At 64.0% G+C, this 26638-nt stretch carries 25 protein-coding genes; 14 read left to right on the top strand and 11 right to left on the bottom strand.

The features are described 5' to 3' along the window. The first annotated feature begins 21 nt into the window (after positions 1 to 21). Positions 22 to 966: a signal recognition particle-docking protein FtsY gene (gene ftsY, locus JQ632_RS23915; protein ID WP_212405039.1), complete on the top strand. Its 945-nt coding sequence runs from the start codon at positions 22 to 24 to the stop codon at positions 964 to 966. A 1-nt stretch (position 967) separates the two neighbouring features. Next, positions 968 to 1570, top strand: coding sequence for a septation protein A (locus JQ632_RS23910; RefSeq protein WP_212405038.1), 603 nt, complete (start codon positions 968 to 970; stop codon positions 1568 to 1570). A 95-nt stretch (positions 1571 to 1665) separates the two neighbouring features. Here JQ632_RS23910 and JQ632_RS23905 read toward each other — a convergent pair whose 3' ends face one another. The 5 genes from JQ632_RS23905 to ccmA all read right to left on the bottom strand — a co-directional run bounded on the left by JQ632_RS23905 (position 1666) and on the right by ccmA (position 4634). Then, entirely contained in the window at positions 1666 to 2250 is a 585-nt protein-coding gene (locus JQ632_RS23905) for a DsbE family thiol:disulfide interchange protein (RefSeq protein ID WP_212405037.1), read from the bottom strand. Next, on the bottom strand, positions 2247 to 2432 hold the full coding sequence (gene ccmD, locus JQ632_RS23900; protein ID WP_212405036.1) for a heme exporter protein CcmD: 186 nt from the start codon (positions 2430 to 2432) through the stop codon (positions 2247 to 2249). Before ccmD ends, JQ632_RS23905 begins: the two co-directional genes overlap by 4 nt. Continuing rightward, on the bottom strand, positions 2429 to 3220 hold the full coding sequence (locus JQ632_RS23895; protein WP_212405055.1) for a heme ABC transporter permease: 792 nt from the start codon (positions 3218 to 3220) through the stop codon (positions 2429 to 2431). Before JQ632_RS23895 ends, ccmD begins: the two co-directional genes overlap by 4 nt. A 90-nt stretch (positions 3221 to 3310) precedes the next feature. Further along, the gene (ccmB, locus tag JQ632_RS23890) at positions 3311 to 3979 is read right to left on the bottom strand and encodes a heme exporter protein CcmB (RefSeq protein ID WP_212405035.1); all 669 of its coding nucleotides are present in this window, start codon (positions 3977 to 3979) and stop codon (positions 3311 to 3313) included. A 52-nt stretch (positions 3980 to 4031) separates the two neighbouring features. After that, entirely contained in the window at positions 4032 to 4634 is a 603-nt protein-coding gene (gene ccmA, locus JQ632_RS23885) for a heme ABC exporter ATP-binding protein CcmA (RefSeq protein WP_212405034.1), read from the bottom strand. A 230-nt stretch (positions 4635 to 4864) separates the two neighbouring features. Between ccmA and acnA the strand changes: the two genes are divergently transcribed. The 3 genes from acnA to JQ632_RS23870 all read left to right on the top strand — a co-directional run bounded on the left by acnA (position 4865) and on the right by JQ632_RS23870 (position 9393). After that, positions 4865 to 7585 carry an aconitate hydratase AcnA gene (acnA, locus tag JQ632_RS23880; RefSeq protein ID WP_212405033.1) on the top strand — a complete coding sequence of 907 codons (2721 nt, stop codon included), beginning with the start codon at positions 4865 to 4867 and terminating at the stop codon, positions 7583 to 7585. 244 nt (positions 7586 to 7829) lie between these two features. After that, positions 7830 to 8603 (top strand): thioredoxin family protein, encoded by a 774-nt coding sequence (locus JQ632_RS23875; protein ID WP_212405032.1) that lies wholly within the window; start codon positions 7830 to 7832, stop codon positions 8601 to 8603. Positions 8604 to 9021: 418 nt separating this feature from the next. After that, positions 9022 to 9393, top strand: a complete 372-nt coding sequence (locus JQ632_RS23870; protein WP_212405031.1) for a DUF2794 domain-containing protein — start codon at positions 9022 to 9024, stop codon at positions 9391 to 9393. A gap of 151 nt (positions 9394 to 9544) precedes the next feature. On the opposite strand, the gene JQ632_RS23865 is transcribed toward JQ632_RS23870, so the two are convergent. The 4 genes from JQ632_RS23865 to JQ632_RS23850 all read right to left on the bottom strand — a co-directional run bounded on the left by JQ632_RS23865 (position 9545) and on the right by JQ632_RS23850 (position 14693). Next, complete coding sequence (locus JQ632_RS23865; protein WP_212405054.1) at positions 9545 to 10075, bottom strand: GNAT family N-acetyltransferase; 531 nt, start codon at positions 10073 to 10075, stop codon at positions 9545 to 9547. 254 nt (positions 10076 to 10329) lie between these two features. Next, the gene (locus tag JQ632_RS23860; protein ID WP_212405030.1) at positions 10330 to 11121 is read right to left on the bottom strand and encodes a Bax inhibitor-1/YccA family protein; all 792 of its coding nucleotides are present in this window, start codon (positions 11119 to 11121) and stop codon (positions 10330 to 10332) included. Positions 11122 to 11403: 282 nt separating this feature from the next. Further along, complete coding sequence (locus JQ632_RS23855; protein WP_212405029.1) at positions 11404 to 13974, bottom strand: ABC transporter permease; 2571 nt, start codon at positions 13972 to 13974, stop codon at positions 11404 to 11406. Continuing rightward, complete coding sequence (locus tag JQ632_RS23850; RefSeq protein ID WP_212405028.1) at positions 13971 to 14693, bottom strand: ABC transporter ATP-binding protein; 723 nt, start codon at positions 14691 to 14693, stop codon at positions 13971 to 13973. The genes JQ632_RS23855 and JQ632_RS23850 overlap by 4 nt, the downstream gene beginning before the upstream one ends. 55 nt (positions 14694 to 14748) lie before the next feature. On the opposite strand from JQ632_RS23850, the gene JQ632_RS23845 reads away from it, so the two are divergent. Further along, the gene (locus JQ632_RS23845) at positions 14749 to 15384 is read left to right on the top strand and encodes an arylesterase (protein ID WP_212405027.1); all 636 of its coding nucleotides are present in this window, start codon (positions 14749 to 14751) and stop codon (positions 15382 to 15384) included. Between the two features lie 169 nt (positions 15385 to 15553). Beyond that, a complete protein-coding gene (gene thpR, locus JQ632_RS23840) occupies positions 15554 to 16090 on the top strand; it encodes an RNA 2',3'-cyclic phosphodiesterase (protein WP_212405026.1) in 537 nt (178 codons plus the stop codon). Positions 16091 to 16102: 12 nt separating this feature from the next. Here the strand turns inward: thpR and JQ632_RS23835 are convergent, their stop codons facing one another. Both JQ632_RS23835 and JQ632_RS23830 read right to left on the bottom strand, forming a co-directional pair. Next, a complete protein-coding gene (locus JQ632_RS23835; protein ID WP_212405025.1) occupies positions 16103 to 16495 on the bottom strand; it encodes a type II toxin-antitoxin system VapC family toxin in 393 nt (130 codons plus the stop codon). Next, entirely contained in the window at positions 16495 to 16749 is a 255-nt protein-coding gene (locus tag JQ632_RS23830; protein ID WP_212405024.1) for a type II toxin-antitoxin system VapB family antitoxin, read from the bottom strand. The genes JQ632_RS23835 and JQ632_RS23830 overlap by 1 nt, the downstream gene beginning before the upstream one ends. Before the next feature lie 613 nt (positions 16750 to 17362). Between JQ632_RS23830 and JQ632_RS39600 the strand changes: the two genes are divergently transcribed. From JQ632_RS39600 to JQ632_RS23795, 7 genes are all read left to right on the top strand, one after another. Then, the gene (locus tag JQ632_RS39600; protein ID WP_249152486.1) at positions 17363 to 18076 is read left to right on the top strand and encodes a Shedu immune nuclease family protein; all 714 of its coding nucleotides are present in this window, start codon (positions 17363 to 17365) and stop codon (positions 18074 to 18076) included. A gap of 111 nt (positions 18077 to 18187) precedes the next feature. Further along, positions 18188 to 19375, top strand: coding sequence for a cell division protein ZapE (zapE, locus tag JQ632_RS23820; RefSeq protein ID WP_212405023.1), 1188 nt, complete (start codon positions 18188 to 18190; stop codon positions 19373 to 19375). Between the two features lie 247 nt (positions 19376 to 19622). Further along, a complete protein-coding gene (gene mdh, locus JQ632_RS23815; RefSeq protein ID WP_212405022.1) occupies positions 19623 to 20591 on the top strand; it encodes a malate dehydrogenase in 969 nt (322 codons plus the stop codon). A gap of 214 nt (positions 20592 to 20805) precedes the next feature. After that, entirely contained in the window at positions 20806 to 22002 is a 1197-nt protein-coding gene (gene sucC, locus JQ632_RS23810; RefSeq protein WP_212405021.1) for an ADP-forming succinate--CoA ligase subunit beta, read from the top strand. Positions 22003 to 22018: 16 nt separating this feature from the next. Continuing rightward, complete coding sequence (locus JQ632_RS23805; RefSeq protein WP_212405053.1) at positions 22019 to 22498, top strand: DUF1579 family protein; 480 nt, start codon at positions 22019 to 22021, stop codon at positions 22496 to 22498. A gap of 35 nt (positions 22499 to 22533) precedes the next feature. Then, a complete protein-coding gene (sucD, locus tag JQ632_RS23800; RefSeq protein ID WP_212405020.1) occupies positions 22534 to 23418 on the top strand; it encodes a succinate--CoA ligase subunit alpha in 885 nt (294 codons plus the stop codon). Positions 23419 to 23554: 136 nt separating this feature from the next. Beyond that, the gene (locus JQ632_RS23795) at positions 23555 to 26518 is read left to right on the top strand and encodes a 2-oxoglutarate dehydrogenase E1 component (RefSeq protein WP_212405019.1); all 2964 of its coding nucleotides are present in this window, start codon (positions 23555 to 23557) and stop codon (positions 26516 to 26518) included. Positions 26519 to 26638 lie beyond the last annotated feature (120 nt).

Raw genomic sequence — 26638 nt, 5'->3', positions numbered from 1 at the left:
CGGAACGGCTAACACGCCACGATGAACGATACCACCGACACCCCCAAACTGAGCTGGTGGCGCCGCCTCTCCAACGGGCTGAAGCGCACGTCGTCGTCGCTGGGCACGGCGGTCGCCGACCTCGTCACCAAGCGCAAGCTCGACCGCGCCATGCTCGACGACATCGAGGATGTCTTGCTGCGCGCAGATCTTGGTACCGAAGTGGCAGTCCGCATCGCGGATGCCGTCGGCACCGGCCGCTACGACAAGGCGATCTCGGCCGACGAGGTGAAGGACGTCGTCGCGACCGAAGTCGAGAAGGTGCTGGCGCCGGTTGCCAAGCCGCTGGTGATCGACGCGGGCAAAAAGCCCTTTGTCGTCCTCGTCGTCGGCGTCAACGGCTCCGGCAAGACGACGACCATCGGCAAGCTCGCGGCAAAATTCTCGGCCGAAGGCCGCAAGGTCATGCTGGCCGCCGGCGACACCTTTCGCGCCGCGGCGATCGAGCAGCTGAAGGTCTGGGGCGATCGCACCAAGGTGCCGGTCATCGCAGGCGCGCAAGGCTCGGATTCAGCGAGCCTTGCCTTCAACGCGTTGACGGCGGCGACCGAACAGAAAATGGATGTGCTCCTAATCGACACCGCGGGCCGTCTGCAGAACAAGGCCGAGCTGATGAACGAGCTCGAAAAGGTCGTGCGCGTGATCCGCAAGGTCGACGCCTCCGCGCCGCATGCGGTGCTGCTGGTGCTGGACGCCACCGTCGGCCAGAACGCGCTGTCCCAGGTCGAGGCGTTCCACCGCACCGCTGGCGTCACCGGCCTCGTGATGACAAAGCTCGACGGCACCGCGCGCGGCGGCATTTTGGTCGCGCTGGCCGAAAAGTTCAAACTGCCGGTGCATTTCATCGGCGTCGGCGAAGGCGTCGACGATCTCGCGCCCTTCACCGCGCGCGACTTTGCCCGCGCCATTGCTGGAATTGAGAGCTGAGATGGACAAGACCCAGCCGCATCCGCTGTTCAAGCTTGCGACCGAGCTCGGTCCGCTGCTCGTCTTCTTCTTCGTGAATGCGAAGTTCAACCTGTTCGCGGCGACCGGTGCCTTCATGGTCGCCATCGTCGCTGCGATGATCGCGTCCTATGTGGTGACGCGCCACATCCCGATCATGGCGATCGTGACCGGCGTGATCGTGCTTGTGTTCGGCACGCTGACGCTGGTGCTGCACGACGAGACCTTCATCAAGGTCAAGCCGACCATCATCTACGGCCTGTTCGCGGCGATCCTCGGCGGCGGCTTGCTGTTCGGCCGCTCCTTCATTGCCGTCATGTTCGACCAGGTGTTCAACCTGACCTCGCAGGGCTGGCGCATCCTGACGCTGCGCTGGGCGCTGTTCTTCTTCGGGATGGCGATCCTCAACGAGATCATCTGGCGGACCCAGAGCACGGATTTCTGGGTCAACTTCAAGGTCTTTGGCGTGACGCCACTGACCATGATCTTTGCGATTGCACAGATGCCGCTGACCAAGCGCTATCACCTGGCGCCGGTATCGCTGGAGACCAGCGAGGCCGAGGCGGGGGATGTGAGGAAGGGGTAGCTTTCTCTGCTGTCATTCCGGGGCACGCGAAGCGTGAACCCGGAATTTCGAGATTCCGGGTTCGATGCTGTCGCATCGCCCCGGAATGACTGTCGTCACTTCAACGCCTTCTCCAACTCCGGCATCAACACCGTCTGAAGATTGCCCGGCGTGATCGGGCCGACCAGCTTGTAGACGATGGTGCCTTCGCGGCTGACGACGAACGTCTCCGGCACGCCATAGACGCCCCATTCAATCGAGCCGCGGCCGTTGGGATCGACGCCGACGCTGCCGAAAGGATTGCCGTAGCGCCCCAGGAAGCGCCGTGCGTTGTCGGCAGCGTCCTTGTAGTTGATGCCGACGAGCTGAAAACGCTTGTCCTTGGCGAGCTCGGTGAGCAGCGGGGCCTCGTCGTGGCAGGGCACGCACCAGGACGCCCAGACGTTGACCAGGCTGACCTTGCCCTTGAATGCAGCGGGATCGAGCCCCGGCACCTGCGCGCCGTCAGTCTTGAGCCCTTCGAGTGGCGGCAGCATGGTTTGCGGCGCGGGCCGGCCGATCAGCGCGGAGGGTATCTTCGAGGGATCGCCGCTGCCGAGGCGAAACCAGAACAGAGCCGCGAGCCCGAGGAACGCGAGCAGCGGCAGCACCACCAGGAAGGTGCGGCGCGGCGCCGCTGCCGATGTCGTGTGTTCGCTCATCGCATATCCGTCGCGCTGCGGCCGGAGCGCCGCGTGATGCCGCTCTCCTCCAGCGCGCGCAGGCGTTGGGTCTGGCTGCGATAGTCGAGCGCGACCCAGGCGATCAGGATGATCACCACGACCGCGGCGGCGAGGTAGGACGTGACGATGAAGGAGGCGTAGGGACCGAGCGACATCATCATGCGGCGCCTGCTTCTTTTGATGCGGTTTCCTGGCGCGAACCGGCACCCACCTCGCTCGAAAACGCGACGCGGCTCGCCTGCATCATCTGCAGCGAGCGGACGCGGCGGCGCAAAATCTCGTTGCGCATCGCCGCCAGATGCAGCGTGAGGAACAGCAGCGTGAACGCGATCGCCATCACCAGCAGTGGGATCAAGAATGACTTGTCGAGTGCCGAGCCGCCCATGCGCATGACAGAGGCCGGCTGATGCAGCGTATTCCACCAGTCGACCGAGAATTTGATGATCGGCAGATTGATCGCGCCGACCAGCGTCAACACCGCCGCCGCGCGCGCCGCACGCGAGGGATCGTCGACCGCGCGCCACAGCGCCATCAGGCCGAGATACATCAGGAACAGGATCAGGACGGAGGTGAGCCGCGCATCCCACTCCCAATAGGTGCCCCACATCGGCCGGCCCCAGAGCGATCCCGTGAGCAGCGCGAGGAAGGTGAAGGCCGCGCCGATCGGTGCGGCCGCCTTGGCGGCGACGTCGGCGAGCGGATGGCGCCACACCAGCGTGCCGAGCGAAGCGATGCTCATCACGCCCCAGACGAACATCGACAGCCAGGCGTTGGGCACGTGGATGAACATGATCTTGACGGTCGCGCCCTGCTGATAGTCGTCGGGCGCGAGCGAGGCCTGATAGAGGCCGATCGTGAGCAGGATCACCGTCGCGGCCGCAAGCCAAGGCAGCACGCGCGCTGTCAGCGCGAGGAACCGCGTGGGATTGGCGAGGTCGATCAGCGTCATGGCATCCTGATAGTCGCGGGGGTGACGGGTGGCAATCAGCACGAAAGAGGTGTGCGAAAGTTGATCGGGGTCAAGGTCAGTCCAGCCCAGTCAGTCCAAGCCATGTCGGAGGCTGGCGGCGGCCGCAAATGGCCCGATGACGAGGCTGACCAGCGACAGCGCGCACAGGATCGAGAACGGCGCCCCGAACGTCAGGGGACCGACGATGACGGCCTGAGAGGCCGCAACGCCAAAAATCAGCACGGGGATCGACAGCGGCAGCACCAGAACGGCCATCAGCAGCCCGCCGCGATGCAGCGTCACGGCCAGCGCCGCGCCGATCATGCCGGTGAAGGTCAGCGCCGGCGTGCCCGCCAGCAGGGTCAGCGCCACCGCGCCGGTTGCGACCATGTCGAGGTTGAGCAAGAGCCCGAGCACGGGGGTTGCGACAATCAGCGGCAGGCCGCTGGCGAGCCAATGCGCCAGCGCTTTTGCCGCGCAGGAAAGTTCCAGCGGCGTCCGGCTCATCGTGATCAGGTCGAGCGAGCCGTCGTCATGGTCGGCCATGAACAGCCGGTCGAGCGTCAAAAGGCTCGCGAGCAGCGCGCCCAGCCAGAGGATCGCCGGTCCCAGCCGCGACAGCAGCGCCAGATCCGGCCCGACCGCAAACGGCATCAGCACCACGACCGTCAGGAAGAACAGCACCCCGATCAGCGCCCCGCCGCCAACCCTGAGCGCGATCCTTATGTCCCGGCGAATCAGTGCGGAGAGGGCGGTCATGCCGCACCTCGCGCCTGCCGGGGGCCGTTGAAAAGCTGAGGGTAGGCACTCCTCACGCTGCACCCCCGATCCGCAGTTCCCGCGAGTCGATGCCGAGCGGCGCATGGGTTGCCGCGACGATCAGGCCGCCGCGCGCGAGGTGATCGCGCATCAGGCTGCAAAACATGTCCTGGCCGGCCGTATCCAGCGCCGTGGTCGGCTCGTCCAGGAGCCAGACCGGGCGGCGGACCGTCAGCAGGCGGGCGAGCGACAGCCGCCGGCGCTGGCCGGCCGACAGGAACCCAGCCGGCAGATCGGTGGCATGGTCGATTCCCACGGTCGCGAGGCTTTCTCCGGCGTCACTGCGTTCCCCGCCCAAAAAATCGGCCCAAAACGACAGGTTTTCGGCGACGCTGAGCGCCGGCTTCAGGGCGTCGCGATGGCCGAGATAGTGGCACTGCTCGGGAAGCGTCAGCTCGGCATCGCCGCCATCGAGCGCGATCGTGCCGCCGGCCGGCACCAGCAGCCCCGCGATCAGCCGCAACAGCGAGGTCTTGCCCGACCCGTTGCGGCCGACCACCGCCAGCGCCTCGCCGGCAGAAGCGTGAAAATCGAGACCGGCAAAGATCTCGCGGCCGCCCCGCACGCATCGGATCGCGCTTCCAGAAAGCTGCATGGCGTCTCTTTTCGGTGCCCTTAGGAAAGCTGGGGGTAGCGCATCAGAATTATGGGCTCGCGAATTGCTGCAGCACGATTGTCGGTGTGGCGGGGCGGTTAGAAAGCTTCTATAAGCCCGGAACTACTTGATGCAGCACACTCAACCTGCCCCTGCAAGCGACCCAGCCGGATTCGCTGACGGTGTTAAAATACCCTTGCCGGGTATAACTAACAATTGGGATTTCCTACATGACCTCGCTCGACAGCTTCAAATGCAAAAAGACCCTCAAGGTCGGCGCCAAGACCTATGTCTATTACAGCCTGCCCACGGCCGAGAAGAATGGTCTGAAGGGAATTTCCAAACTTCCCTATTCGATGAAGGTGCTGCTGGAGAATTTGCTGCGCAACGAGGACGGCCGCTCGGTCAAGAAGGAGGACATCGTCGCGGTGTCCAAATGGCTGCGCAAGAAGTCGCTCGAGCATGAGATCGCCTTCCGTCCCGCGCGCGTCTTGATGCAGGACTTCACCGGCGTGCCCGCGGTGGTCGATCTCGCGGCGATGCGCAACGCGATGCAGAAGCTCGGCGGCGAGCCTGACAAGATCAACCCGCTGGTGCCGGTCGATCTCGTCATCGACCACTCCGTGATTGTGAACTTCTTCGGCGACAACAAGGCCTTCGCCAAGAACGTCACCGAGGAATACAAGCAGAACCAGGAGCGCTACGAGTTCCTGAAGTGGGGCCAGAAGGCGTTCTCGAACTTCTCCGTCGTGCCGCCCGGCACCGGCATCTGCCACCAGGTCAATCTCGAATATCTCTCCCAGACGGTCTGGACCAAGAAGGAGAAGATGACGGTCGGCAAGAAGACCGGCACCTTCGAGGTCGCTTATCCGGACTCGCTGGTCGGCACCGACTCGCACACGACCATGGTCAACGGTCTCGCCGTGCTCGGCTGGGGCGTCGGCGGCATCGAGGCGGAAGCCTGCATGCTCGGCCAGCCGCTGTCGATGCTGCTGCCCAACGTCGTCGGCTTCAAGCTGAAGGGCGCGATGAAGGAAGGCGTCACCGCCACCGACCTCGTGCTCACAGTGACGCAGATGCTGCGCAAGTTGGGCGTGGTCGGCAAGTTCGTCGAGTTCTTCGGCCCCGGCCTCGACAATCTCTCGGTCGCGGACAAGGCCACGATCGCCAACATGGCGCCGGAATATGGCGCGACCTGCGGCTTCTTCCCGGTCGACGCCGCCGCGATCGATTACCTCAAGACCTCCGGCCGTGCCGCGCCGCGCGTCGCGCTGGTGCAGGCCTATGCCAAGGCGCAGGGTCTGTTCCGCACCGCCAAGTCGGCCGATCCGGTGTTTACGGAAACGCTGACGCTCGATCTCGCCGACGTCGTGCCGTCGATGGCCGGCCCGAAGCGTCCCGAAGGCCGCATCGCGCTGCCGTCGGTCGCCGAAGGTTTCTCGCTCGCGCTCGGCACCGAGTACAAGAAGGCCGAGGAGCCCAACAAGCGCTTCGCGGTCGAAGGCAAGAAGTACGAGATCGGCCATGGCGACGTCGTCATCGCCGCCATCACCTCCTGCACCAACACCTCGAATCCGAGCGTGCTGATCGGCGCCGGCCTCTTGGCACGTAACGCCGCCGCGAAGGGCCTCAAGGCCAAGCCGTGGGTGAAGACCTCGCTCGCCCCGGGCAGCCAGGTGGTCGCGGGCTATCTCGCGGACTCCGGCCTGCAGGCCGATCTCGACAAGGTCGGCTTCAACCTGGTCGGCTTCGGCTGCACCACCTGCATCGGCAATTCCGGTCCGCTGCCGGAAGAGATCTCGAAGTCGATCAACGACAACGGCATCGTTGCCGCCGCCGTGCTCTCCGGTAACCGCAACTTCGAAGGCCGTGTCTCGCCGGACGTGCAGGCCAATTATCTGGCCTCGCCGCCGCTCGTCGTTGCCCACGCGCTCGCGGGCAGCGTCACCAAGAACCTCGCCACCGAGCCGCTCGGCGAGGGCAAGGACGGCAAGCCGGTGTACCTGAAGGACATCTGGCCGACGACGAAGGAGATCAACGCCTTCATGAAGAAGTTCGTGACCGCGTCGATCTTCAAGAAGAAGTATGCCGACGTGTTCAAGGGCGACACCAACTGGCGCAAGATCAAGACGGTCGAGAGCGAGACCTATCGCTGGAACATGTCTTCGACCTATGTGCAGAACCCGCCCTATTTCGAAGGCATGAAGAAGGAGCCGGAGCCGGTCACCGATATCGTCGAGGCGCGCATCCTCGCGATGTTCGGCGACAAGATCACCACCGACCACATCTCGCCGGCCGGTTCGATCAAGCTCACCTCGCCCGCTGGAAAATATCTCAGCGAGCACCAGGTGCGCCCGGCCGACTTCAACCAGTACGGCACGCGCCGCGGCAACCATGAAGTGATGATGCGCGGCACTTTTGCCAACATCCGCATCAAGAACTTCATGCTCAAGGGCGCGGATGGAAATATCCCTGAGGGCGGTCTGACGAAGCACTGGCCCGACGGCGAGCAGATGTCGATCTACGACGCCGCGATGAAGTACCAGCAGGAGCAGGTGCCGCTGGTCGTTTTCGCCGGCGCCGAATACGGCAACGGCTCCTCGCGGGACTGGGCTGCCAAGGGCACGCGCCTGCTCGGCGTGCGCGCGGTGGTCTGCCAGAGCTTCGAGCGCATCCATCGCTCCAACCTCGTCGGCATGGGCGTGCTGCCGCTGACCTTCGAGGAAGGCACCTCCTGGCAGTCGCTCGGCCTCAAGGGCGACGAGAAGGTCACGCTGCGGGGTCTGGTCGGCGATCTCAAGCCGCGCCAGAAGCTGACCGCGGAAATCGTCTCCGGCGACGGCTCGCTGCAGCGCGTTTCGCTGCTCTGCCGCATCGATACGCTGGACGAGCTCGACTACTACCGCAACGGCGGCATCCTGCACTACGTGCTGCGCAAACTCGCGGCGTAGCACGCGGATTTGTGAACGATGGCTCACTGCGAAGTGAGTGGCGACTCTGGGGGAGGCGGCCTATCAAAGGCCGCCTTCGCGCGTTTGCGGCACGAAGAAAACAGCTCATTCTGCGGGAAATCCCGCCCCGAATGGCAAGTCTTTCTGTGTCGCAAGAGTTGGCAGAAGATTTGCCCGTAAGACTACGGTGACCAATCGGCGATAAGATTCCCCTCGACATGAGCTACGGTTTGCGGCGTTCGACATGACAGCAATGATAGCCTCTCCTCTTTCGCGGTGGTCCGGTGCGCTTTGGACCGGTGCGCTGAGTGTCTGCGCAATCATCGCCATCATTCGTCCCGCCCAGGCCGAGCCCCGCGCCGTGGTCGAGCTCTTCACCTCGCAGGGCTGCTCGTCCTGTCCGCCCGCCGACAAGATCATCGGCGAACTCGCCAACGATCCCTCGATCATCGCGCTGAGCATGCCGATCGACTACTGGGACTATCTCGGCTGGAAGGACACGCTGGCGGACTCGCGCTTCTCGGCGCGCCAGCGCGCCTATTCGCGCATGCGCGGCGATCGCGAGGTCTACACGCCGCAGGTCGTCGTCAACGGCTCCGCGCATGTCATCGGCAGTGATCGCGCCGGCATCGAGAGCGCGATCGGCAAGACTGTCAAAAGCGAGTCGGTGATGAGCGTGCCGGTGACGATGTCGGTCGCCGGCCGCCAACTCAACGTGTCGGTGGCCGCCGGCAAGCCGCCGGCAGGATCGCATGGCGAGGTCTGGATCTGCTCGATCACCAAGGCGGTGCCGATCTCGATCGCGCGCGGCGAGAACCGCGGACAGCAGATCACCTACCACAACGTGGTGCGGAATCTCCTGAAGGTCGGCGACTGGACCGGAAGCGCAGAGAACTGGACAGTGCCGTTGGAGAATCTGACGCGCGAGGGCGTCGACGGCGCGGTGGTCTACGTCCAGGACGGCACGCGCGAGAAGCCTGGGCCCATGCTGGGTGCGGCGTATACGTCTCTGCACTGACGCGTCGGCGGGAACATCCCGACAAACAAAAAGGACCAACTCGCGTTGGTCCTCCTCGTGCGAACAGGCCCGATCCTGACGACCCCGGGGGGCTGGGGGCTGAGGAATCCGGAACCGAAAGGACCGGGCCAACGCACACGAATCTTTTCGCAGTGCAGGGCGGCAGGCCCTAGGCGGAAAAGAGGCGAGACTATGATTCCTGCTAACGATCCCGTGACGGTATGTCGCTTGCGGGTTCCACAGCCGCAAGCTGCGGTCAAGGCACGAATTGAACGGGCGCCACGGCGGCGCCCCTTGCGGCGGCGCACGGTTGGCGCAATCATGCAACTGTCATGATCGGCGCCAGGGGACTGCGACAAGGGACTGCGAAGGGAACTTCGCGCGCGGGATCGTGGTGCCATGCGACAGGAGGCGCTCCATGAATCTGACGTCGGAGGAAGCCGATCCGAGCGAGCAGCGCGCAGTGGCGCGAAGCGCCGCTGCGAGTTCCCCGCCCAACCGTGTGACGTTCAACCGCCTCGAACTGAACCGAATCCTCAATCTCTACGGCCGCATGGTCGCCGACGGCGAGTGGCGCGATTACGCCATCGACTTCCTCAGGGACCGCGCCGTGTTCTCGGTGTTCCGCCGCGCCTCCGAGGTGCCGATCTACCGCATCGAGAAAGACCCGCGGCTCGCGCGCAAGCAGGGCATGTACAGCGTGATCTCGGCGACCGGCCTGATCCTGCGCCGTGGCCACGAGCTCGAACGCGTGCTGCTGGTGATCGACCGCAAGCTCGCGGTGGTGTGACAATCTCTTCTTGTCATTCCGGGGCGCGACGAAGTCGCGAGCTACGACGCGCAATTGCGCATCTGAGAATCCATAACCACCAGTCGGGGGTATGGATTCCGGGCCTGCGCCTTACGGCGCATCCCGGAATGACGACAAATATGAAACGGGACTAGGCCGCCGGAACCGTGCTTGCGCCTTCGCCGAGGTCGCGCTGCATCATCACCGTATCGAGCCAGCGGCCGAACTTGAGGCCGACATTGGGATGCGTGCCGATCATTTTGAAGCCGCATCTGGTGTGGACGCCGATCGAACCGGCATTGGCGGAGTCGCCGATCACGGCGATCATCTGGCGGAAGCCGCGCGCCTCGCATTCGATGATCAGCTTCTCCAGCAGGACGAGGCCGATGCCACGGCGATGGAACGACGGATCGAGATAGATCGAGTTCTCCACCGTGAAGCGGTAGGCCGGCCGCGGCCGGTAGGCGCCGGCATAGGCATAGCCCGCCACGCGCCCGTCGAGCATGGCCACGAAATAGGGATAGTTGCCGTCGATCAGCGCCCTGTAGCGCCGTGTCATCTCGGTGAGGTCGGGCGGCTCGAGCTCGAACGTCGCCGTGCCATGGCGAACGGCGTGCTCATAGATGGCTGTGATGGCGGGAAGGTCGGCCTCGGTCGTGGGCCTGATTTCAGGTGCGGCCATGGGCTGAAGATAGCAGCGGAGCTCGATGGAGCAACGCTGTTTCTGCATACGTCGTGGCCGGGCTCGCTCGATGGCAGACGTACCCCGAGTCATTCCGGGGCAGCTCGAAGAGCCGAACCCGGAATCTCGAGATTCCACAATGCGCAACTGCGCATTGGGGTTCGCGCTCCGCGCGCCCCGGAATGACGGCGGGTGTGGACAAACAAAAACCCCGGCCTTGCGGCCGGGGCTGGTCTCGTTCGCTCGTGCTGCGCTTATTCGCGCTGTCCGAGGAGCTGCAACAGCAGCGTGAACAGGTTGATGAAGTTGAGGTACAGCGACAGCGCACCGGTGATCGCCGCACGCTCGGCGATATCGCCGCCAGCCGCCGCGTAGCCGTAGATGTAGTCGTTCTTCAGTCGCTGCGTATCCCAGGCGGTGAGACCGGCAAACACCAGCACGCCGACCACCGACACAATGAACTGCAGCATGGAGCTTCCCACGATCAGGTTCACCAGGCTCGCGATAATGATCCCGATCAGGCCCATGAACAGGAACGAGCCCATTCCGCTCAGGTCACGCTTGGTGGTGTAGCCGTAGAGGCTGAGCGCACCGAAGGTGGCTGCGGTGATGAAGAACACCCGCACGATCGAGGTGTGCGTGAACACCAGGAAGATCGAGGACAGCGAGATGCCCATCAGCGCCGAGAACACCCAGAACAGGATCTGGGCGGTCGACGGAGCGAGGCGGTTGATGCCGGCCGAGATGACGAACACCATGGCCAGCGGCGCCAGGATGAACAGCCACTTCAGCGGGCTCACGAACATCGCGTAGCCGAACGGCGTCAGGAACGAGCTGCCGATCTTCGCGGCGGCGCCCGACGGATCCGACGTCACGGCGGCCATGTAGACGCCGAGCGCGGCGAAGCCGGTGATGGCGAGGCCAACGCTCATGTAGTTGTACACGCGCAGCATGTAGGCGCGCAGTCCGGCATCGACCGTCGCGGCGTCTACGCGCCCGGCGGCCCGGCCGAAAGGAGAAGTGTAGTTACGGTCTAGGTCCGACATGGTCGAATTCCCGTTGGTTGTCCGGTCCGGCACTCAGGTCCCCGCGCCGCCCGGTTCGTCAAATCCTATCTCGGATACCGATGCTGGCCGACATTAAAATTGGCTAACATTTCGGGATCCGAACCCGATCGATATGTGGGAAACTAACACATTCGCCGCAAGCGTCCACGCGCGGCTGAATGTCGCCCTCAGGGGTGCAATTCCAGCGAGCGGACGCAGTTAACCCCAAAATCTGCGGATTCGCGGCGTCCCGGGACCCACGCGGCTTGCCGCTTCAATTTGTCACAAATTCCGCAACACCGTGGCCGGTTTCTGGTTCAACGCCAAGAGCGTCCCGGCGAGCCCGAGGCCGACGGTGACGACCAGTGCGGAAACCACCACGCCGGCCGCGCTACCCGCTTGCCAGACGAATGTCAGCGTCATCAGCCGCGTCACGATCATCCAGGCCGCGATGCTGCCGGCGATGACGCCGAACACGGCGGTGGCCAGTCCAATCAGGAGATATTCCAGCGCGTAGGCGCCGAGCAGCCGCAGCCGCGTCGCGCCCAGCGTCTTCAGGATCACGGCGTCATAGACCCGGTGGCGATGGCCGGCGGCGAGCGCGCCGCCCAGCACCAGGATCGCGGAGATCAGGGTCACCGCGCTGGCGCCGCGGATCGCGAGCACGAGGTTGGTCACGACCGAACCGACTGTCTCCATCACCTCCCGGACCCGGACGCTCGTCACCATCGGATAGGCGTCGGCCACCTGCTTGATGATCTTGCCGTCGCCGGCCGCATCGCCAGTGGCCTCGGTCAGCGTCGCGATATGGGTATGCGGCGCGCCCTTGAAGGCGTTCGGCGAGAACACCAGGACGAAATTGATGCCGAGCCCCTGCCAGTCGATGTTGCGCAAATTGCTGATCTTCGCCGGGATGTCGCGGCCGAGCACGTTGACGACGACCTCGTCGCCGATGGTCAGCCCGAGCCCGTCGGCGATCTTCTTCTCCATCGAGACCAGCGGCGGGCCGGCATAGTCGGCACGCCACCATTCGCCTTCGACGACCTTCGAGCCCTTCGGCAACTCGCTGGTGTAGGTCAGGCCGCGGTCGCTCTGCAGCACCCATTCGGCGTCGGTCGCGGGCTTCAGCTCCTCGGCCTTGACGCCGCGCGCGGCGACGATGCGGCCGCGCAGCATCGGCACGTCCTCGATCCTGGCGCCTGGCGCGATCTCGTGCAGATAGGTGTCGAAGCGCGCGGCTTCCGCGCTCGGAATGTCGATGAAGTAGAACGACGGCGCACGGTCGGGCAGCGCCGCCAGAAACTGCCGGCGCAGATTGCCGTCGATCTGGGTGATGGTGACGAGCACGGCGAGCCCGAGGCCGAGCGACAGCACCACCGATGGCGTCAGCGCGCCGGGCCGGTGGATGTTGGCGATCGCAAGCCGCAGCATCGGCAGCCTTGTGCGCGGCAGTTTTCGCGCGATCGTCATCAGCAGGGCCGCAATCCCGCGCAACAGCGCGAATACCACGACGGAGGAGAGCACGAACACCGCGGCGATGCGCTTGTCGTAGGACAGGCCGATCACCACGGCGATGAGCAGGGCGACCACGACGGCCATGAAGGCGAGATAGCGCCAGCGCGGCCGGTGCCATTCGGTGCTGATCGTGTCGCGAAACAATGCGGCGACCGGCACGTCGTGGACGCGGCCGAGCGGCCACAGGCCGAAGGCGAGCGCGGTCAAAAGGCCGTAGACGAAGGACAGCGCGAGCTCGTCGGCGTGCAGCGCCGGCACCACCGGCAGCGGCAGCAGCTTTCCGAACAGGCCGACAATCGCAAACGGCATCGCAGCGCCGAGCGCCAGGCCGATCACCGAGCCGATGCCGGCGAGCAGCAGCACCTGGGCGAGATAGATGCCGAACACGTCGCGGCCCGTTGCACCCACCGCCTTGAACGCGGCGATCACCTCTAACCGGCGGTCGATATGGCTCTTCACCGCATTGGCGACGCCGACGCCGCCGACCAGGAGGGCGGCCAGGCCGACCAGCGTCAAAAATTGCGTGAAGCGGTTGATATTGCGCTCGAGCTGCGGCGAGGCGTTGGAGCGGCTGCGGATCTCCCAGCCGGCCTGTGGCGCCGCGGCCCGCGCATCGCTGATGAAGGTCTCGGTCGCGCGCTCGCTGTTGGCGATGTCGGGCAGCTTCACCCGGTAGACCCAGCGCACGAGGCTGCCCGGCTGCAGCAGCCCGGTGGCGCGCAGGCCCGCCTCGCTGATCAGGAAGCGCGGCCCGAAGCCGATGCCGCCCGCGAGCTTGTCGGGCTCGGCCTCCACCGTGCTGCGGATCTGGAAGCTGGCATTGCCGATGGTGACGCGGTCGCCGGTCTTCAGGCTGAGGCGCGCGAGCAGCGTCGGATCGGCGGCGGCGCCGAACGTGCCGTCGCGTTCGCTAAGCAGGTCGGAGAGCGGCAGCGGTGGCACCAGCGTCAACTGCCCGAGCATCGGATAGGCGTTGTCGACCGCCTTCATCTCGACCAGCGCAAGCTTGCCCTCGGCCGAGCGCGCCATGCCGCGCAGGGTCGCCGCGATCGAGACCGTGCCGCGCGAGCGCAGGAAGGCGACCTCCTCCGGCTTGGCCTCGCGCTGGAACAGTACGAAGGACGCATCGCCGCCGAGCAGCGTGCGGCCCTCGCGCGCCAGCCCGTCGCTGAGGCTGGCAGACACCGAGCCGACGCCGGCGATCGCCATCACCCCTAACGCGATGCAGGCGATGAAGACGTAGAAGCCGCGCAGGCCGCCGCGCAATTCGCGCAAGGCGTAGCGGATCGAGAGCGCGACGGCGCTACGCCGCGCAAACGGTTCGCTGGCGACGCTCATGAGCTGACGGTCTGCGTGTCGATGCGCCCGGAGCGCAGGCGGATCACGCGATCGCAGCGATGCGCGAGCGAGGAGTCGTGCGTCACCAGCACCAGCGTCATGCCGCGCTCGGCATGCTTGCCGAAGATGAGGTCGACGATCTGCTTGCCGGTGGCCTCGTCGAGATTGCCCGTGGGTTCGTCCGCGACGAGGATCGCGGGGTCGGGCGCGAGCGCACGCGCCAGCGCGACGCGCTGCTGCTCGCCGCCTGAGAGCTGCGAGGGATAATGGTGCAGGCGATCGCCGAGCCCGACCGACGCGAGCTCTTGCGCCGCGCGCTTCGCCGCATCCGGATTGCCGGCGAGTTCGAGCGGCACCGCGACGTTCTCCAGCGCGGTCATCGTCGGGATCAGGTGAAAGGATTGGAAGACGATGCCGACCTGGCGGCCGCGGAAGCGGGCGAGCGCGTCCTCGTCGAGGGCATTGAAAGGCGTGCCGTTGACCACCACCTCTCCGCTATCAGGACGCTCCAGCCCCGCCATCACCATCAGCAGCGTGGATTTGCCCGAGCCTGACGGGCCGATCAGGCCGATCGCCTCGCCCGATCCGACCCGCAGGCTGATATCCTTGAGAATGTGAACGCGTGCCGCGCCTGTGCCCAGTGAGAGATTGACGTTGGCGATGGAAATGGTGTCCGGCGCCGTACCGGCGAGCGAAGAGGATTCGATGCGACTGTCCATGGTCCGGTCATATGGCAACTCCGATAGCCCGGTCGAGAGGCGTTACGGATTGTTCATGCACATAGCCGTGTTGATGCTCGCCTTGATGACGGTTTTGGCGCCGGCGGCGTTCGCGCAGGAAAAGCCGGTCAAGCTGGTCGTGCTCGGCGATTCCTTGAGCGCCGGGCTTGGCCTCCCGGCCCAGGATGCATTCCCGGCCAAGCTAAAGAAAGCTTTGCAAGACAAAGGCATAGCAGTCGAGATGACCAATGCCGGGGTGTCCGGCGACACCTCCTCCGGCGGCCGCGACCGGCTCGACTGGTCGATCCCTGACGGAACACATGGCGTGATCGTCGAGCTCGGCGCCAACGACGCGCTCCGCGGCCTCGACCCCGGCGTCACCCGCGCGGCCCTGTCCGACATCGTGGCCCGGCTGAAAGCGCGGGGCATCGCCGTAATGCTGTGCGGCATGGTGGCGCCGCCGAATTACGGGGCCGATTACGCAGCGCGCTTCAATTCGATTTATCCGGATCTTGCGAAACAATACGGCGTGCCGCTCTATCCCTTCTTCCTCGAAGGCGTCGCTGCGGACGCAAGGCTCAACCAGGCCGACGGCATCCATCCGACGGCCGCGGGCGTCGACATCATCGTGATCAACATCATGCCCACCGTGGAGGCATTTCTCGGCACGATAGCTGAGCAACGGCGTTGAAAAGCAGGCAGTGCTAACCCTAATACCCAGGGTTTTCCCGGTGTAGCCTGCGCCATGCTTCGCAGAGTCACATAACTGCGATAGGAATCAGGTTACCGGTGATTCGTCGCCGGCTCTAATTTGGGTATGATCCTCCTGGATTGTATCCAAGCATCGGGAGTGCTCAACGATGCCGCGTTTGTTTACGGGTCTGGAAATTCCGGCCGAGATCGGCCAATCGCTTTCCAACTTGAGGGGCGGCCTTCCCGGCGCCCGCTGGATCGATCCCGAAAATTATCACGTCACCCTGCGCTTCATAGGCGACATCGACGGCGCCTCCGCCAACGAGATCGCCTCGATGCTGTTTCGCGTCGATCGCAAACCGTTCGAGGTCAAGGTGCAGGGGCTGACGAGCTTCGGCGGCCGCAAGCCGCGCGCCGTCGTCGCGACCATCGCGCCGAGCAAGCCGCTGATGGAATTGCAGGCCGAACTCGAGCGCATGATGCAGCGCATCGGCCTCAATCCGGAAGGGCGCAAATTCATCCCGCACGTCACGCTGGCGCGGCTGCACGACGCCTCCGACCAGGACGTCGCCGACTATCTCTCGCTGCGCGGCTACTTCCCGAGCAAGGTGTTTACAGCCGAGCGCTTCGTGCTGTTCTCCTCGCGCGCCTCGACCGGCGGCGGGCCGTATGTGGTCGAGGACAGCTACGAGCTGTGCGCGTAACGCTTCGCCTCGCTAGCGAAGCGCCGCCCCGACGTCGGTCTTCGAAAAGTCCTCGCCCTTGAACAGCAGCGGCTCGCCGCGCGTCACAGCGAGAGCATAGGCAAAGCAGTCGCCGTAGTTCAGCGCGGCTGCGTGACGCCCTTTGCCGAAACGACGCCAGGCGCGTCGCGCCGCTTCAGCTTGCTCCGCATCGACAGCGACGATCTCGGCGCCGATCTTGACGAGCCAAAGATCGAACTCGCGCCCGCCCGCTTCGCCCAATCGCGTCTCCAGCACCATCGCCGCTTCGAGCACGGTTGCTGCAGAGATCTGCCGGATCGGGTCATCGGCAATTCGCGCTTCGATGTCGCGAGCGTCGGGCTCGTTGAGCGCAATTGCTACGATCGCCGATGTGTCGATCACCATCAGCGCGGCAATCCGTGCTCGTCATATCCGAGGATCTCGTCCGGCGTGCGGTCGTCCACGACCGGCATTTCGCTCCAGCGTCGGCGGATCGCCGCCATGTCCTCCAACAGTGCGGCCTTGCGGGTTTGGTCGCCAAGGCGGCGCAGGCGCTCCTCGATGGCGCGCCTGGTCGCCGTCGTAATGGTCTCGCCGGTGAGCTGCGCCAGATTCTTGGCCAAACGCTCAGTTTCGGGGTCTTTGATGCTAAGGGCCATCTGGGTGCCTTGGTTCCTAACTAGGCGTAATCTACCACCAATTTGATCGGTTGTCGTGCCGAAATGGAACGTAAATAGAACATCTGTGCATGGCGAGCTAAAATAGCTCGAATCCCGGCAGGCCTAGATAGATTGCCAGTCGATGGAGGGAGTCGCGGATGGACGAAGCCGACGATCACACGATCTTTTTGAGGAGCAGGACCGACAAAACTTACGTTGGTCCTTCCTTCCCGACACTCACCGGCCAACGGCTTCGAATAGCCAACAAATACATTGACGGGGGCGGAGGCTATGAGTTCGCGACCGTGAAAGACGAGGTTGTCCTGCGCACCACGCCAGGTGGCCGCTTTCAGATAAAGGCGACGTTTGTTGCGGACGATCGTTCGTTTCGAACCGTAACGATCCAAAAATTCACGAGCAACGGTCGGGGGCGAGAATACTTCACCCTCCTTCCAGCAGAAGTCGCAACCCTTCTGAAATTCCTCTCAAACATCAAACGCATCCATTTTCCGAACGAAGGAAAGATCAACATCACGGACGCCGATCTGGAGGAGCTCCTACTCAACCCCACCCAGATCAAGCGGCTCGCAACAGGCAAGAACTGCTCGCGGCATTGGCGCGCACGGAGATCACTAGCAGGGACATCGTCGCGCTTGGATATCGACGTGAGCAGTTGTCGATATTCAAACGGCTGTTGGCCGAGCCCGCCTACTTCAAGGAGGTCCTCTCCAAGCACCCCAAAGGACCAGAGGACGTCTGGCAGAAGTTCTTTGAGGCCAATCCGTGGATTTTCGGCTGCAGCTTGTCGCTGATCTATTTCGGCCCGCTCGATGAGCGCAGGCTTGAGCAAATTGTGCGAGGGTTTGACTTAACCGGGCCAGGCAAGCGTGTTGATGCGTTATTGAAGTCGCACGCGATGCTGAGCACGACCTGCTTTGTGGAGATCAAGCGCCACGATACAGACCTTGTCGCAGAAAGCAGCTACCGAGCCGGCGTTTGGCAGCCGTCCAAAGAGTTGTCGGGGGCCGTCGCCCAGATACAAGGCACCGTGTCGGCGGCGCTTGAACATTGGCAGGCACGGGAAGCGATCTTGAACGCGGATGGCAGTCCAACTGGCGAGACCCTGTTCACGACCGATCCCCGATCGTACGTGATCTGCGGCAGCTTGGGTGAATTTCAAGCAGAGCACGGTATCAACGAGCGGAAATTCCGGTCATTCGAGCTCTATCGACGGAACCTGATTCGTCCCGAAGTGATAACCTTCGATGAACTTTATGAACGTGCTCGATTCATCGTTGAAGCCGAGCACATTAACGATGTCGCATAAGGTCTAACCAGCCGACATTTGCCGTCGTGCGGGGGAGACAGAAGAATCCGCATACCCCCTGCACCAATTCACGGCTTGCAATTTGCTGCCGTCTCTGGCGGTAAGAAGCCCATGCTCTCCACCCCAAACTCCTCGTTCCGCGCCGAATATCAGGCGCAGGTCACCTCCGGCGCGATCGAGCCGGACTCGGCCCAGGCCGAGGTCGCCGACGCCTATGCGGAGCTGGAGCAGCGGCTTGCGAGTTACAAGCCGCAGCGCAAGCAGGGCTTGCTCGGCCGCCTGTTCGGCAACGGCGACAAGAATGAGCCGCCGCGCGGGCTCTACATCCATGGCGAGGTCGGCCGCGGCAAGACGATGCTGATGGATCTGTTCTTCCAGCACTCCTCCGTCGAGCACAAGCGCCGCGCGCATTTCCACGAATTCATGGCCGAGGTGCATGAGCGCATCTATGGCTATCGCCAGAACATCGCGCGCGGCGAGATCGCGGATGCCGACGTCATCGGGCTCACCGCGAATGCGATCTTCGATGAGAGCTGGCTGCTCTGCTTCGACGAATTCCACGTTACCGACATCGCGGATGCGATGATCCTCGGGCGTCTGTTCGCAAAATTGTTCGAGCTCGGCACGGTGGTGATCGCGACGTCAAACGTCGCGCCCGACGATCTCTACAAGGGCGGCTTGAACCGCGCGCTGTTCCTTCCGTTCATCGTGCAGATCAACGATCACATGGACGTGCTGCGTCTCGACGCGCGCACCGATTTCCGGCTGGAAAAACTTCAGGGCGTGCCGATGTGGCTGACGCCGGCCGACGGCGATGCGGACGCAGCGCTTAATCGCGCCTGGACGAAGATGACTGGCAACGCAAAATGCAAGTCGCGCGACATTTCGATCAAGGGCCGCATCCTCCACGTGCCGTGCTCGGCGCATGGCGTGGCGCGGTTCACATTCGCCGATCTCTGCCAGAAGCCGCTCGCCGCATCCGACTACCTCAGGCTCGCGCACGACTATCACACCATCCTGGTCGACCATATTCCAGTGATGGACTTTTCCGAGCGCAACGCCGCCAAGCGCTTCATCACGCTGATCGACACGCTCTATGATAACGCTGTCAAGCTGATGGCGTCTGCTGAAGCCAATCCGGTGTCGCTGTATCTGGCGAGCGAAGGCAACGAGGCCAACGAATTCAAGCGCACCTCGTCGCGCCTGATCGAAATGAGCTCGGAATCCTATCTGGCGCTGCCTCACGGCCGCAAGGATTCCACTGCCAGCGGCTCGACCAAGGGCCTGGTGGAGACTTAAGTCCTATTTCCCAACACTGTCATTCCGGGGCGTCCGCGCCATTGCGCGGACGAACCCGGAATCTCGAAATTTGTTGCGCGAGATTCCGGGTTCGGCTCTGCGAGCCGCCCCGGAATGACGGGTGTTGGTCGAATTCTCGGCAAGCCCGACAATTGGGCATTCGGCGACTTGAACGGGGGAAGCGAAAGGGATAACCACCCACTCAGTTTTCCATCCCCTCGCGGACATCTCAAAGGACAGGTTTCCCATGGCGCGCGACAAGATTGCTTTGATTGGCTCCGGTCAGATCGGCGGCACGTTGGCTCATCTCATCGGCCTGAAGGAACTGGGCGACGTGGTGATGTTCGACATCGCCGAGGGCGTGCCGCAGGGCAAGGCGCTCGACATCGCGCAGTCCTCGCCGGTCGACGGTTTTGATGCGCATTACACCGGCGCCAATTCCTACGAGGCGCTCGACAACGCAAAGGTCTGCATCGTCACCGCCGGCGTGCCGCGCAAGCCCGGCATGAGCCGCGACGATCTCCTCTCCATCAACCTCAAGGTCATGGAGCAGGTCGGTGCCGGCATCAAGAAGTACGCCCCCGACGCCTTCGTCATCTGCATCACCAACCCGCTCGACGCGATGGTCTGGGCGCTGCAGAAGGCCTCTGGCCTGCCGCACAAGAAGGTGGTCGGCATGGCCGGCGTGCTCGACTCCGCGCGCTTCCGCTATTTCCTCGCCGACGAGTTCAACGTCTCGGTGGAGGACGTCACCGCGTTCGTGCTCGGCGGTCACGGCGACACCATGGTGCCGCTGACCAAATATTCCACCGTTGCCGGCATCCCGCTGCCCGACCTCGTCAAGATGGGCTGGACCTCGCAGGCGCGCCTCGACGAGATCGTCGACCGCACCCGCAACGGCGGCGCCGAGATCGTCAATTTGCTCAAGACCGGCTCGGCGTTCTACGCGCCGGCGGCCTCCGCGATCGCGATGGCCGAGAGCTATCTCAAGGACAAGAAGCGCGTGCTGCCCTGCGCCGCCTACCTGAACGGCGAATACGGCGTGAAGGACATGTATGTCGGCGTGCCCGTCGTCATCGGCTCCAAGGGCGTCGAGCGCGTCGTCGAGATCGAGCTCGGCGGCAAGGACCGCGAGGCCTTCGACAAGTCGGTCGGCGCCGTGCAGGGTCTGGTGGACGCCTGCAAGAAGATCGCCCCCGATCTTCTCGGCCGCTAAGCAAGACACCCGCGCCGAAGACCAAACCCGGTCTTCGGCGCTTCCATTTCCGGCGTCCAGTCTGGCTCGTCCAGGCGGGGTCCGGGTCCGGCAAGCCGGGGTCTTGCGACTTTTGTCGAAGAATCCGGGTTGCAGTTCCTGTGGTATATGGTATGCCAGCCAAAACTGAGGTGAGCCCGCGAGGTCACCGCGCAAGGGTTCAGGGAGCGACCAGATGAATATTCACGAGTACCAGGCCAAGGCGCTGCTCAACGAGTTCGGCGTGCCGATCTCCAAGGGCGTCCCGGTCCTGAAGCCCGCCGACGCCGAAGCCGCCGCCAAGGCGCTGCCCGGCCCGGTCTGGGTGGTGAAGAGCCAGATCCACGCTGGCGGCCGCGGCAAGGGCAAGTTCAAGGAAGCCTCCGCCGGCGACAAGGGCGGCGTGCGCATCGCCAAATCGGCCGCCGAGGTCTCCGAGTTCGCCAAGCAGATGCTGGGCGCAACGCTGGTGACCGTGCAGACCGGCCCCGCCGGCAAGCAGGTCAACCGCCTCTACATCGAGGACGGCTCCGACATCGACAAGGAATTCTACCTCTCAATCCTGGTCGACCGCGAGACCTCGCGCGTCTCCTTCGTGGTGTCGACCGAGGGCGGCGTCAACATCGAGGACGTCGCGCACAACACGCCCGAGAAGATCGTCACCTTCTCCGTCGATCCCGCGACCGGAATCATGGGTCATCACGGCCGCACCGTTGCCAAGGCGCTGAACCTGTCGGGCGATCTCGCCAAGCAGGCCGAAAAGCTCACTGCGCAGCTCTACACGGCGTTCGTCGCCAAGGACATGTCGATGCTGGAGATCAACCCGCTGGTCGTGACCAAGCAGGGCCAGCTCCGCGTGCTCGACGCAAAGGTCTCGTTCGACGACAACGCGCTGTTCCGTCACCCCGAGGTGATGGCGCTGCGCGACGAGACCGAGGAGGACGCCAAGGAAATCGAGGCGTCGAAATATGACCTCAACTACGTCACCCTCGACGGCAATATCGGCTGCATGGTCAACGGCGCCGGTCTCGCCATGGCGACGATGGACATCATCAAGCTCTACGGCATGTCGCCGGCCAACTTCCTCGACGTCGGCGGCAGCGCCAGCAAGGAAAAGGTCGCGGCCGCCTTCAAGATCATCACCGCCGATCCCAACGTGAAGGGCATCCTGGTCAACATCTTTGGTGGTATCATGAAATGTGACGTGATCGCCGAGGGCGTCACGGCTGCCGTCCGCGAAGTCGGCCTCAGCGTGCCGCTGGTGGTCCGCCTCGAAGGCACCAATGTCGAGCTCGGCAAGAAGATCATCCGTGAATCCGGCCTCAACGTGCTGCCGGCGGACAATCTCGACGACGCCGCGCAGAAGATCGTGAAGGCCGTCAAGGGAGGCTAGAGCCATGCCCAAGGACATGCCGAAGGACCATCTCTCTGCATCATCTCCGCTGCCGGAGCACCAGCGTCTGTCGGTGCTTGCAGGTGAATGGAGTGGCGAGGAAACGGTCTTCCCCTCGCGTTGGAACGCCGGCGGGCCGGCGACCTCGCGCGTTGTGGCGCGCATGGACCTCAACGGCTTCTACCTGATCCAGGACGCCGTACAGATGCGCGACGGCAAGGAAGCCTTCGCGACCCACGGTCTCTTCACCTACGACCGCGACGACCGGACCTACAAATTGTTCTGGTACGACTCGCTCGGCTACACGCCGCCCTCGCCCGCCTCCGGCGGCTGGGTCGGCAAGACATTGACACTGGTGCGCGGCTCGCTTCGCGGCAACGCGCGCCACGTCTACGAGATCATCGACGACAATTCCTATTCGTTGAAGATCCAGTTCTCGCCGGACGCGGAAGGTTGGGCCGACGTGCTCACCGGCGTCTATCGTCGCATCCACTGACCTCTCACCGTTAGAGTTTCGCGAAAGCAGTCCTCATGTCCATCCTGATCGACAAGAACACCAAGGTCATCTGCCAGGGCTTTACCGGCAAGAACGGCACGTTCCACTCGGAGGCCGCGATTGCTTACGGCACCAAGATGGTCGGCGGCACCTCGCCGGGCAAAGGCGGCTCGACGCATCTGGGGCTGCCGGTGTTCGACACCGTGCGCGAGGCGCGCGAGAAGACCGGGGCCGATGCCTCCGTCATCTACGTGCCGCCGCCGGGTGCGGCCGACGCGATCTGCGAGGCGATCGACGCCGAAGTGCCGCTGATCGTCTGCATCACCGAGGGCATTCCGGTCATCGACATGGTGCGCGTGAAGCGCTCGCTCGCCGGTTCCAAGTCGCGCCTGATCGGGCCGAACTGCCCGGGCGTGATGACCGCGGGCGAATGCAAGATCGGCATCATGCCGGCCAACATCTTCAAGACCGGCAGCGTCGGCATCGTCTCCCGCTCCGGCACGCTGACCTATGAAGCCGTGTTCCAGACCTCCCAGGAAGGCCTCGGCCAGACCACCGCGGTCGGCATCGGCGGCGACCCGGTCAAGGGAACCGAGTTCATCGACGTGCTGGAGATGCTGCTCGGCGACCCCAAGACCGAGTCCATCATCATGATCGGCGAAATCGGCGGTTCCGCCGAGGAGGACGCCGCCCAGTTCCTCAAGGACGAGGCCAAGCGGGGCCGCAAGAAGCCGATGGTTGGCTTCATTGCCGGTGTTACCGCACCTCCCGGCCGCCGCATGGGCCATGCCGGCGCGATCATCGCGGGCGGCAAGGGCGACGCCGGTTCCAAGACGGAAGCCATGAAATCGGCCGGAATCACCGTGTCTCCGTCGCCTGCGCGGCTTGGACATACGCTTGCCGAAAAATTGAAAGGCTAATTCACTTCTTCGTTGTTTTCCGGGCGAAGTTTCGCGCCAGATAGGGTAAATGGTCGCTGACGCACCGATCCACGCCGGGGGATCGGTCGCAGCGCCGTTTTCAGGGCGCAAACAAAAATCGCCAGGAACTCAAGTAATGTCTCGCCAGGACGCGAACGCAGCCTTTGCCCTATCTTCCTTTCTGCAGGGCACAAACGCCACCTACATCGACGATATCTACGCCCGCTATGAGAAGGATCCCGCCTCGGTCGATCCGGAATGGCAGGAGTTCTTCCGGAGCCTGAAGGACCAGCCGGTCGACGTTCGCAAGAACGCCGAGGGCCCGAGCTGGGCCCGCGACAACTGGCCGGTGACGCCGCGCGACGAGCTCACCTCGGCGCTCGACGGCAACTGGGTCGAGGTCGAGAAGGCGGTCGGCGCCAAGATTGCTGCCAAGGCGAAGGTGGCTGACAAGGGCGCCGATCTCTCCTCCGCCGACGTGCTCCAGGCGACCCGCGATTCGGTGCGCGCGCTGATGCTGATCCGCGCCTACCGCATGCGCGGCCACTTCCACGCCAAGCTTGATCCGCTCGGCATCGAGGCGCCGCGCAACCGCGAAGAGCTCGACCCGCGCACCTACGGCTTCAGCGAGGCCGACTTCGACCGCAAGATCTTCCTCGATCACGTGCTCGGCCTTGAGTACGGCAACCTGCGCGAGATTGTCGCGATCTGCGAGCGCACCTACTGCCAGACGCTCGGCGTCGAGTTCATGCACATCACCAACGCCGCGCAGAAGGCCTGGATCCAGGAGCGCATCGAGGGTCCGGACAAGGAGATCTCGTTCACTCCTGAAGGCCGCCGCGCCATCCTGACGAAGCTGGTCGAAGCCGAAGGCTTTGAAAAGTTCTGCGACATCAAGTTCACCGGCACCAAGCGCTTCGGTCTCGACGGCGCGGAATCGCTGATCCCCGCGCTCGAGCAGATCATCAAGCGCGGCGGCAATCTCGGCGTGAAGGAGATCGTGCTCGGCATGCCGCATCGCGGCCGCCTCAACGTGCTGACGCAGGTGATGGCCAAGTCGCACCGCGCGCTGTTCCACGAGTTCAAGGGCGGCTCGGCCAACCCTGAGGACGTCGAAGGCTCCGGCGACGTGAAGTATCACCTCGGCGCGTCCTCCGACCGCGAGTTCGACGGCAACCGCATCCATCTGTCGCTGACCGCCAACCCCTCGCATCTCGAGATCGTCGATCCCGTGGTGCTCGGCAAGGTCCGCGCCAAGCAGGACCAGCATGGCGATCCGCCGGATCAGCGCATCTCCGTGCTGCCGCTGCTGCTGCACGGCGATGCCGCGTTCGCCGGCCAGGGCGTGATCTCGGAATGCTTTGCTCTGTCGGACCTGAAGGGCTACCGCACAGGCGGCTCGCTGCACTTCATCGTCAACAACCAGATCGGCTTCACCACCTATCCGCGTTACTCGCGCTCGTCGCCCTATCCGTCCGACGTCGCAAAAATGATCGACGCGCCGATCTTCCACGTCAACGGCGATGATCCGGAAGCCGTGGTGTTCGCGGCCAAGGTGGCGATCGAGTTCCGGCAGAAGTTCCACAAACCTGTCGTCATCGACATGTTCTGCTACCGCCGCTACGGCCACAATGAGGGCGACGAGCCGGCGTTCACCCAGCCTGTGATGTACAAGCAGATCGCCTCGCATCCCTCGACGCTGACGATCTATGCCAAGCGGCTCGTCGCCGAAGGCGTGATGACCGATGGCGAGGTCGACAAGGCCAAGGCCGATTGGCGCGCCCGGCTCGATGCCGAGTTCGAGGCCGGGTCGGGCTACAAGCCGAACAAGGCCGACTGGCTCGACGGCAAGTGGTCGGGCTTCAAGATCGCCGACCAGGAAGAGGATGCGCGGCGCGGCATCACCGGCGTCGATACTGCAACGCTCAAGGACATCGGCCGCAAGATCACCAAGGTGCCGGATGGTTTCCGTGTTCACCGCACCATCCAGCGTTTCCTGGACAATCGTGCCAAGGCAATCGACAACGGCGTCGGGATCGACTGGGCGACAGGTGAGGCGCTGGCGTTCTGCTCGCTGCTCGAGGAGGGCCACCACGTGCGCCTCTCCGGGCAGGATTCGGAGCGCGGCACCTTCTCGCAGCGTCATTCGGTGCTGATCGACCAGGAAGACGAGAGCCGCTACACGCCGTTCAATCATCTCGGCGTCGAGCAGGGACATTACGAGGTCATCAACTCGCTGCTGTCGGAAGAAGCGGTGCTCGCTTTCGAATATGGCTACTCGCTGGCCGAGCCGAATGCGCTCGCGATGTGGGAAGCCCAGTTCGGCGACTTCGCCAACGGCGCGCAGGTCGTGTTCGACCAGTTCATCTCCTCGGGCGAACGCAAATGGCTGCGCATGTCGGGCCTCGTCTGCATGCTGCCGCACGGCTATGAGGGCCAGGGCCCCGAGCATTCCTCCGCACGCCTCGAGCGTTACCTGCAGATGTGCGCCGAAGACAACATGCAGGTGGTCTATCCGACGACGCCGGCGAACTACTTCCATGTGCTGCGGCGCCAGCTCCACCGCGAGATCCGCAAGCCGCTGATCCTGATGACGCCGAAATCGCTTCTGCGTCACAAGCGGGCGGTGTCGCGGCTCGACGAGCTCGGCAAGGACACGACGTTCCACCGCATCCTCTACGATGACACCCAGATGCTGCCGAACGAGCCGATCAAGCTCGTGCCGGACGAGAAGATCCGCCGCATCATCCTCTGCACGGGCAAGGTCTATTACGACCTCTACGAGGAGCGCGAGAAGCGCGGCATCGACGACATCTACCTGATGCGCGTCGAGCAGCTCTATCCGGTGCCGCTCAAGGCGCTGGTTCAGGAGCTGTCGCGCTTCAAGAAGGCCGAGGTGATCTGGTGTCAGGAAGAGCCGCGCAACATGGGTGCGTGGCACTTCATCGAGCCCTATCTGGAATGGGTGCTCAACCAGGTGCACGGCGTGAGCCGGCGTCCGCGCTATGTCGGCCGCGCCGCCTCCGCCGCGACCGCGACCGGCTTGATGTCCAAGCATCAGGCTCAGCTCAAGGCCTTCCTCGACGAAGCATTGAGCTAGACAATTCTGGACTGAGTCATGCCCCGCGAAGGCGGGGCATCCAGTACTCCGCGGCGTTCGTTCTGATCACGACGGTCACGGCGTACTGGATCGCCCCCCTTCGCTGGCGATGACATAAGA

It is taken from the genome of Bradyrhizobium liaoningense, from assembly GCF_018130955.1.
GTDB lineage: Bacteria > Pseudomonadota > Alphaproteobacteria > Rhizobiales > Xanthobacteraceae > Bradyrhizobium > Bradyrhizobium liaoningense_C.
This window is presented reverse-complemented; position numbering and strand designations above follow the sequence as displayed.

Coding starts and splice junctions, on each gene's coding strand:
- JQ632_RS23910 (WP_212405038.1), top strand. CDS start 968: ATGGACAAGACCCAGCCGCATCCGCTGTTCAAGCTTGCGACCGAGCTC.
- ccmD (WP_212405036.1), bottom strand. CDS start 2,432: ATGATGATGTCGCTCGGTCCCTACGCCTCCTTCATCGTCACGTCCTAC.
- sucC (WP_212405021.1), top strand. CDS start 20,806: ATGAATATTCACGAGTACCAGGCCAAGGCGCTGCTCAACGAGTTCGGC.
- sucD (WP_212405020.1), top strand. CDS start 22,534: ATGTCCATCCTGATCGACAAGAACACCAAGGTCATCTGCCAGGGCTTT.
- thpR (WP_212405026.1), top strand. CDS start 15,554: ATGCCGCGTTTGTTTACGGGTCTGGAAATTCCGGCCGAGATCGGCCAA.
- acnA (WP_212405033.1), top strand. CDS start 4,865: ATGACCTCGCTCGACAGCTTCAAATGCAAAAAGACCCTCAAGGTCGGC.
- JQ632_RS23845 (WP_212405027.1), top strand. CDS start 14,749: ATGCACATAGCCGTGTTGATGCTCGCCTTGATGACGGTTTTGGCGCCG.
- JQ632_RS23860 (WP_212405030.1), bottom strand. CDS start 11,121: ATGTCGGACCTAGACCGTAACTACACTTCTCCTTTCGGCCGGGCCGCC.
- JQ632_RS23870 (WP_212405031.1), top strand. CDS start 9,022: ATGAATCTGACGTCGGAGGAAGCCGATCCGAGCGAGCAGCGCGCAGTG.
- JQ632_RS23855 (WP_212405029.1), bottom strand. CDS start 13,974: ATGAGCGTCGCCAGCGAACCGTTTGCGCGGCGTAGCGCCGTCGCGCTC.
- JQ632_RS23830 (WP_212405024.1), bottom strand. CDS start 16,749: ATGGCCCTTAGCATCAAAGACCCCGAAACTGAGCGTTTGGCCAAGAAT.
- JQ632_RS23835 (WP_212405025.1), bottom strand. CDS start 16,495: ATGGTGATCGACACATCGGCGATCGTAGCAATTGCGCTCAACGAGCCC.
- JQ632_RS23865 (WP_212405054.1), bottom strand. CDS start 10,075: ATGGCCGCACCTGAAATCAGGCCCACGACCGAGGCCGACCTTCCCGCC.
- ccmB (WP_212405035.1), bottom strand. CDS start 3,979: ATGACCGCCCTCTCCGCACTGATTCGCCGGGACATAAGGATCGCGCTC.
- JQ632_RS23875 (WP_212405032.1), top strand. CDS start 7,830: ATGACAGCAATGATAGCCTCTCCTCTTTCGCGGTGGTCCGGTGCGCTT.
- ccmA (WP_212405034.1), bottom strand. CDS start 4,634: ATGCAGCTTTCTGGAAGCGCGATCCGATGCGTGCGGGGCGGCCGCGAG.
- JQ632_RS23805 (WP_212405053.1), top strand. CDS start 22,019: ATGCCGAAGGACCATCTCTCTGCATCATCTCCGCTGCCGGAGCACCAG.
- JQ632_RS23850 (WP_212405028.1), bottom strand. CDS start 14,693: ATGGACAGTCGCATCGAATCCTCTTCGCTCGCCGGTACGGCGCCGGAC.
- ftsY (WP_212405039.1), top strand. CDS start 22: ATGAACGATACCACCGACACCCCCAAACTGAGCTGGTGGCGCCGCCTC.
- JQ632_RS23795 (WP_212405019.1), top strand. CDS start 23,555: ATGTCTCGCCAGGACGCGAACGCAGCCTTTGCCCTATCTTCCTTTCTG.
- mdh (WP_212405022.1), top strand. CDS start 19,623: ATGGCGCGCGACAAGATTGCTTTGATTGGCTCCGGTCAGATCGGCGGC.
- JQ632_RS23905 (WP_212405037.1), bottom strand. CDS start 2,250: ATGAGCGAACACACGACATCGGCAGCGGCGCCGCGCCGCACCTTCCTG.
- zapE (WP_212405023.1), top strand. CDS start 18,188: ATGCTCTCCACCCCAAACTCCTCGTTCCGCGCCGAATATCAGGCGCAG.
- JQ632_RS23895 (WP_212405055.1), bottom strand. CDS start 3,220: ATGACGCTGATCGACCTCGCCAATCCCACGCGGTTCCTCGCGCTGACA.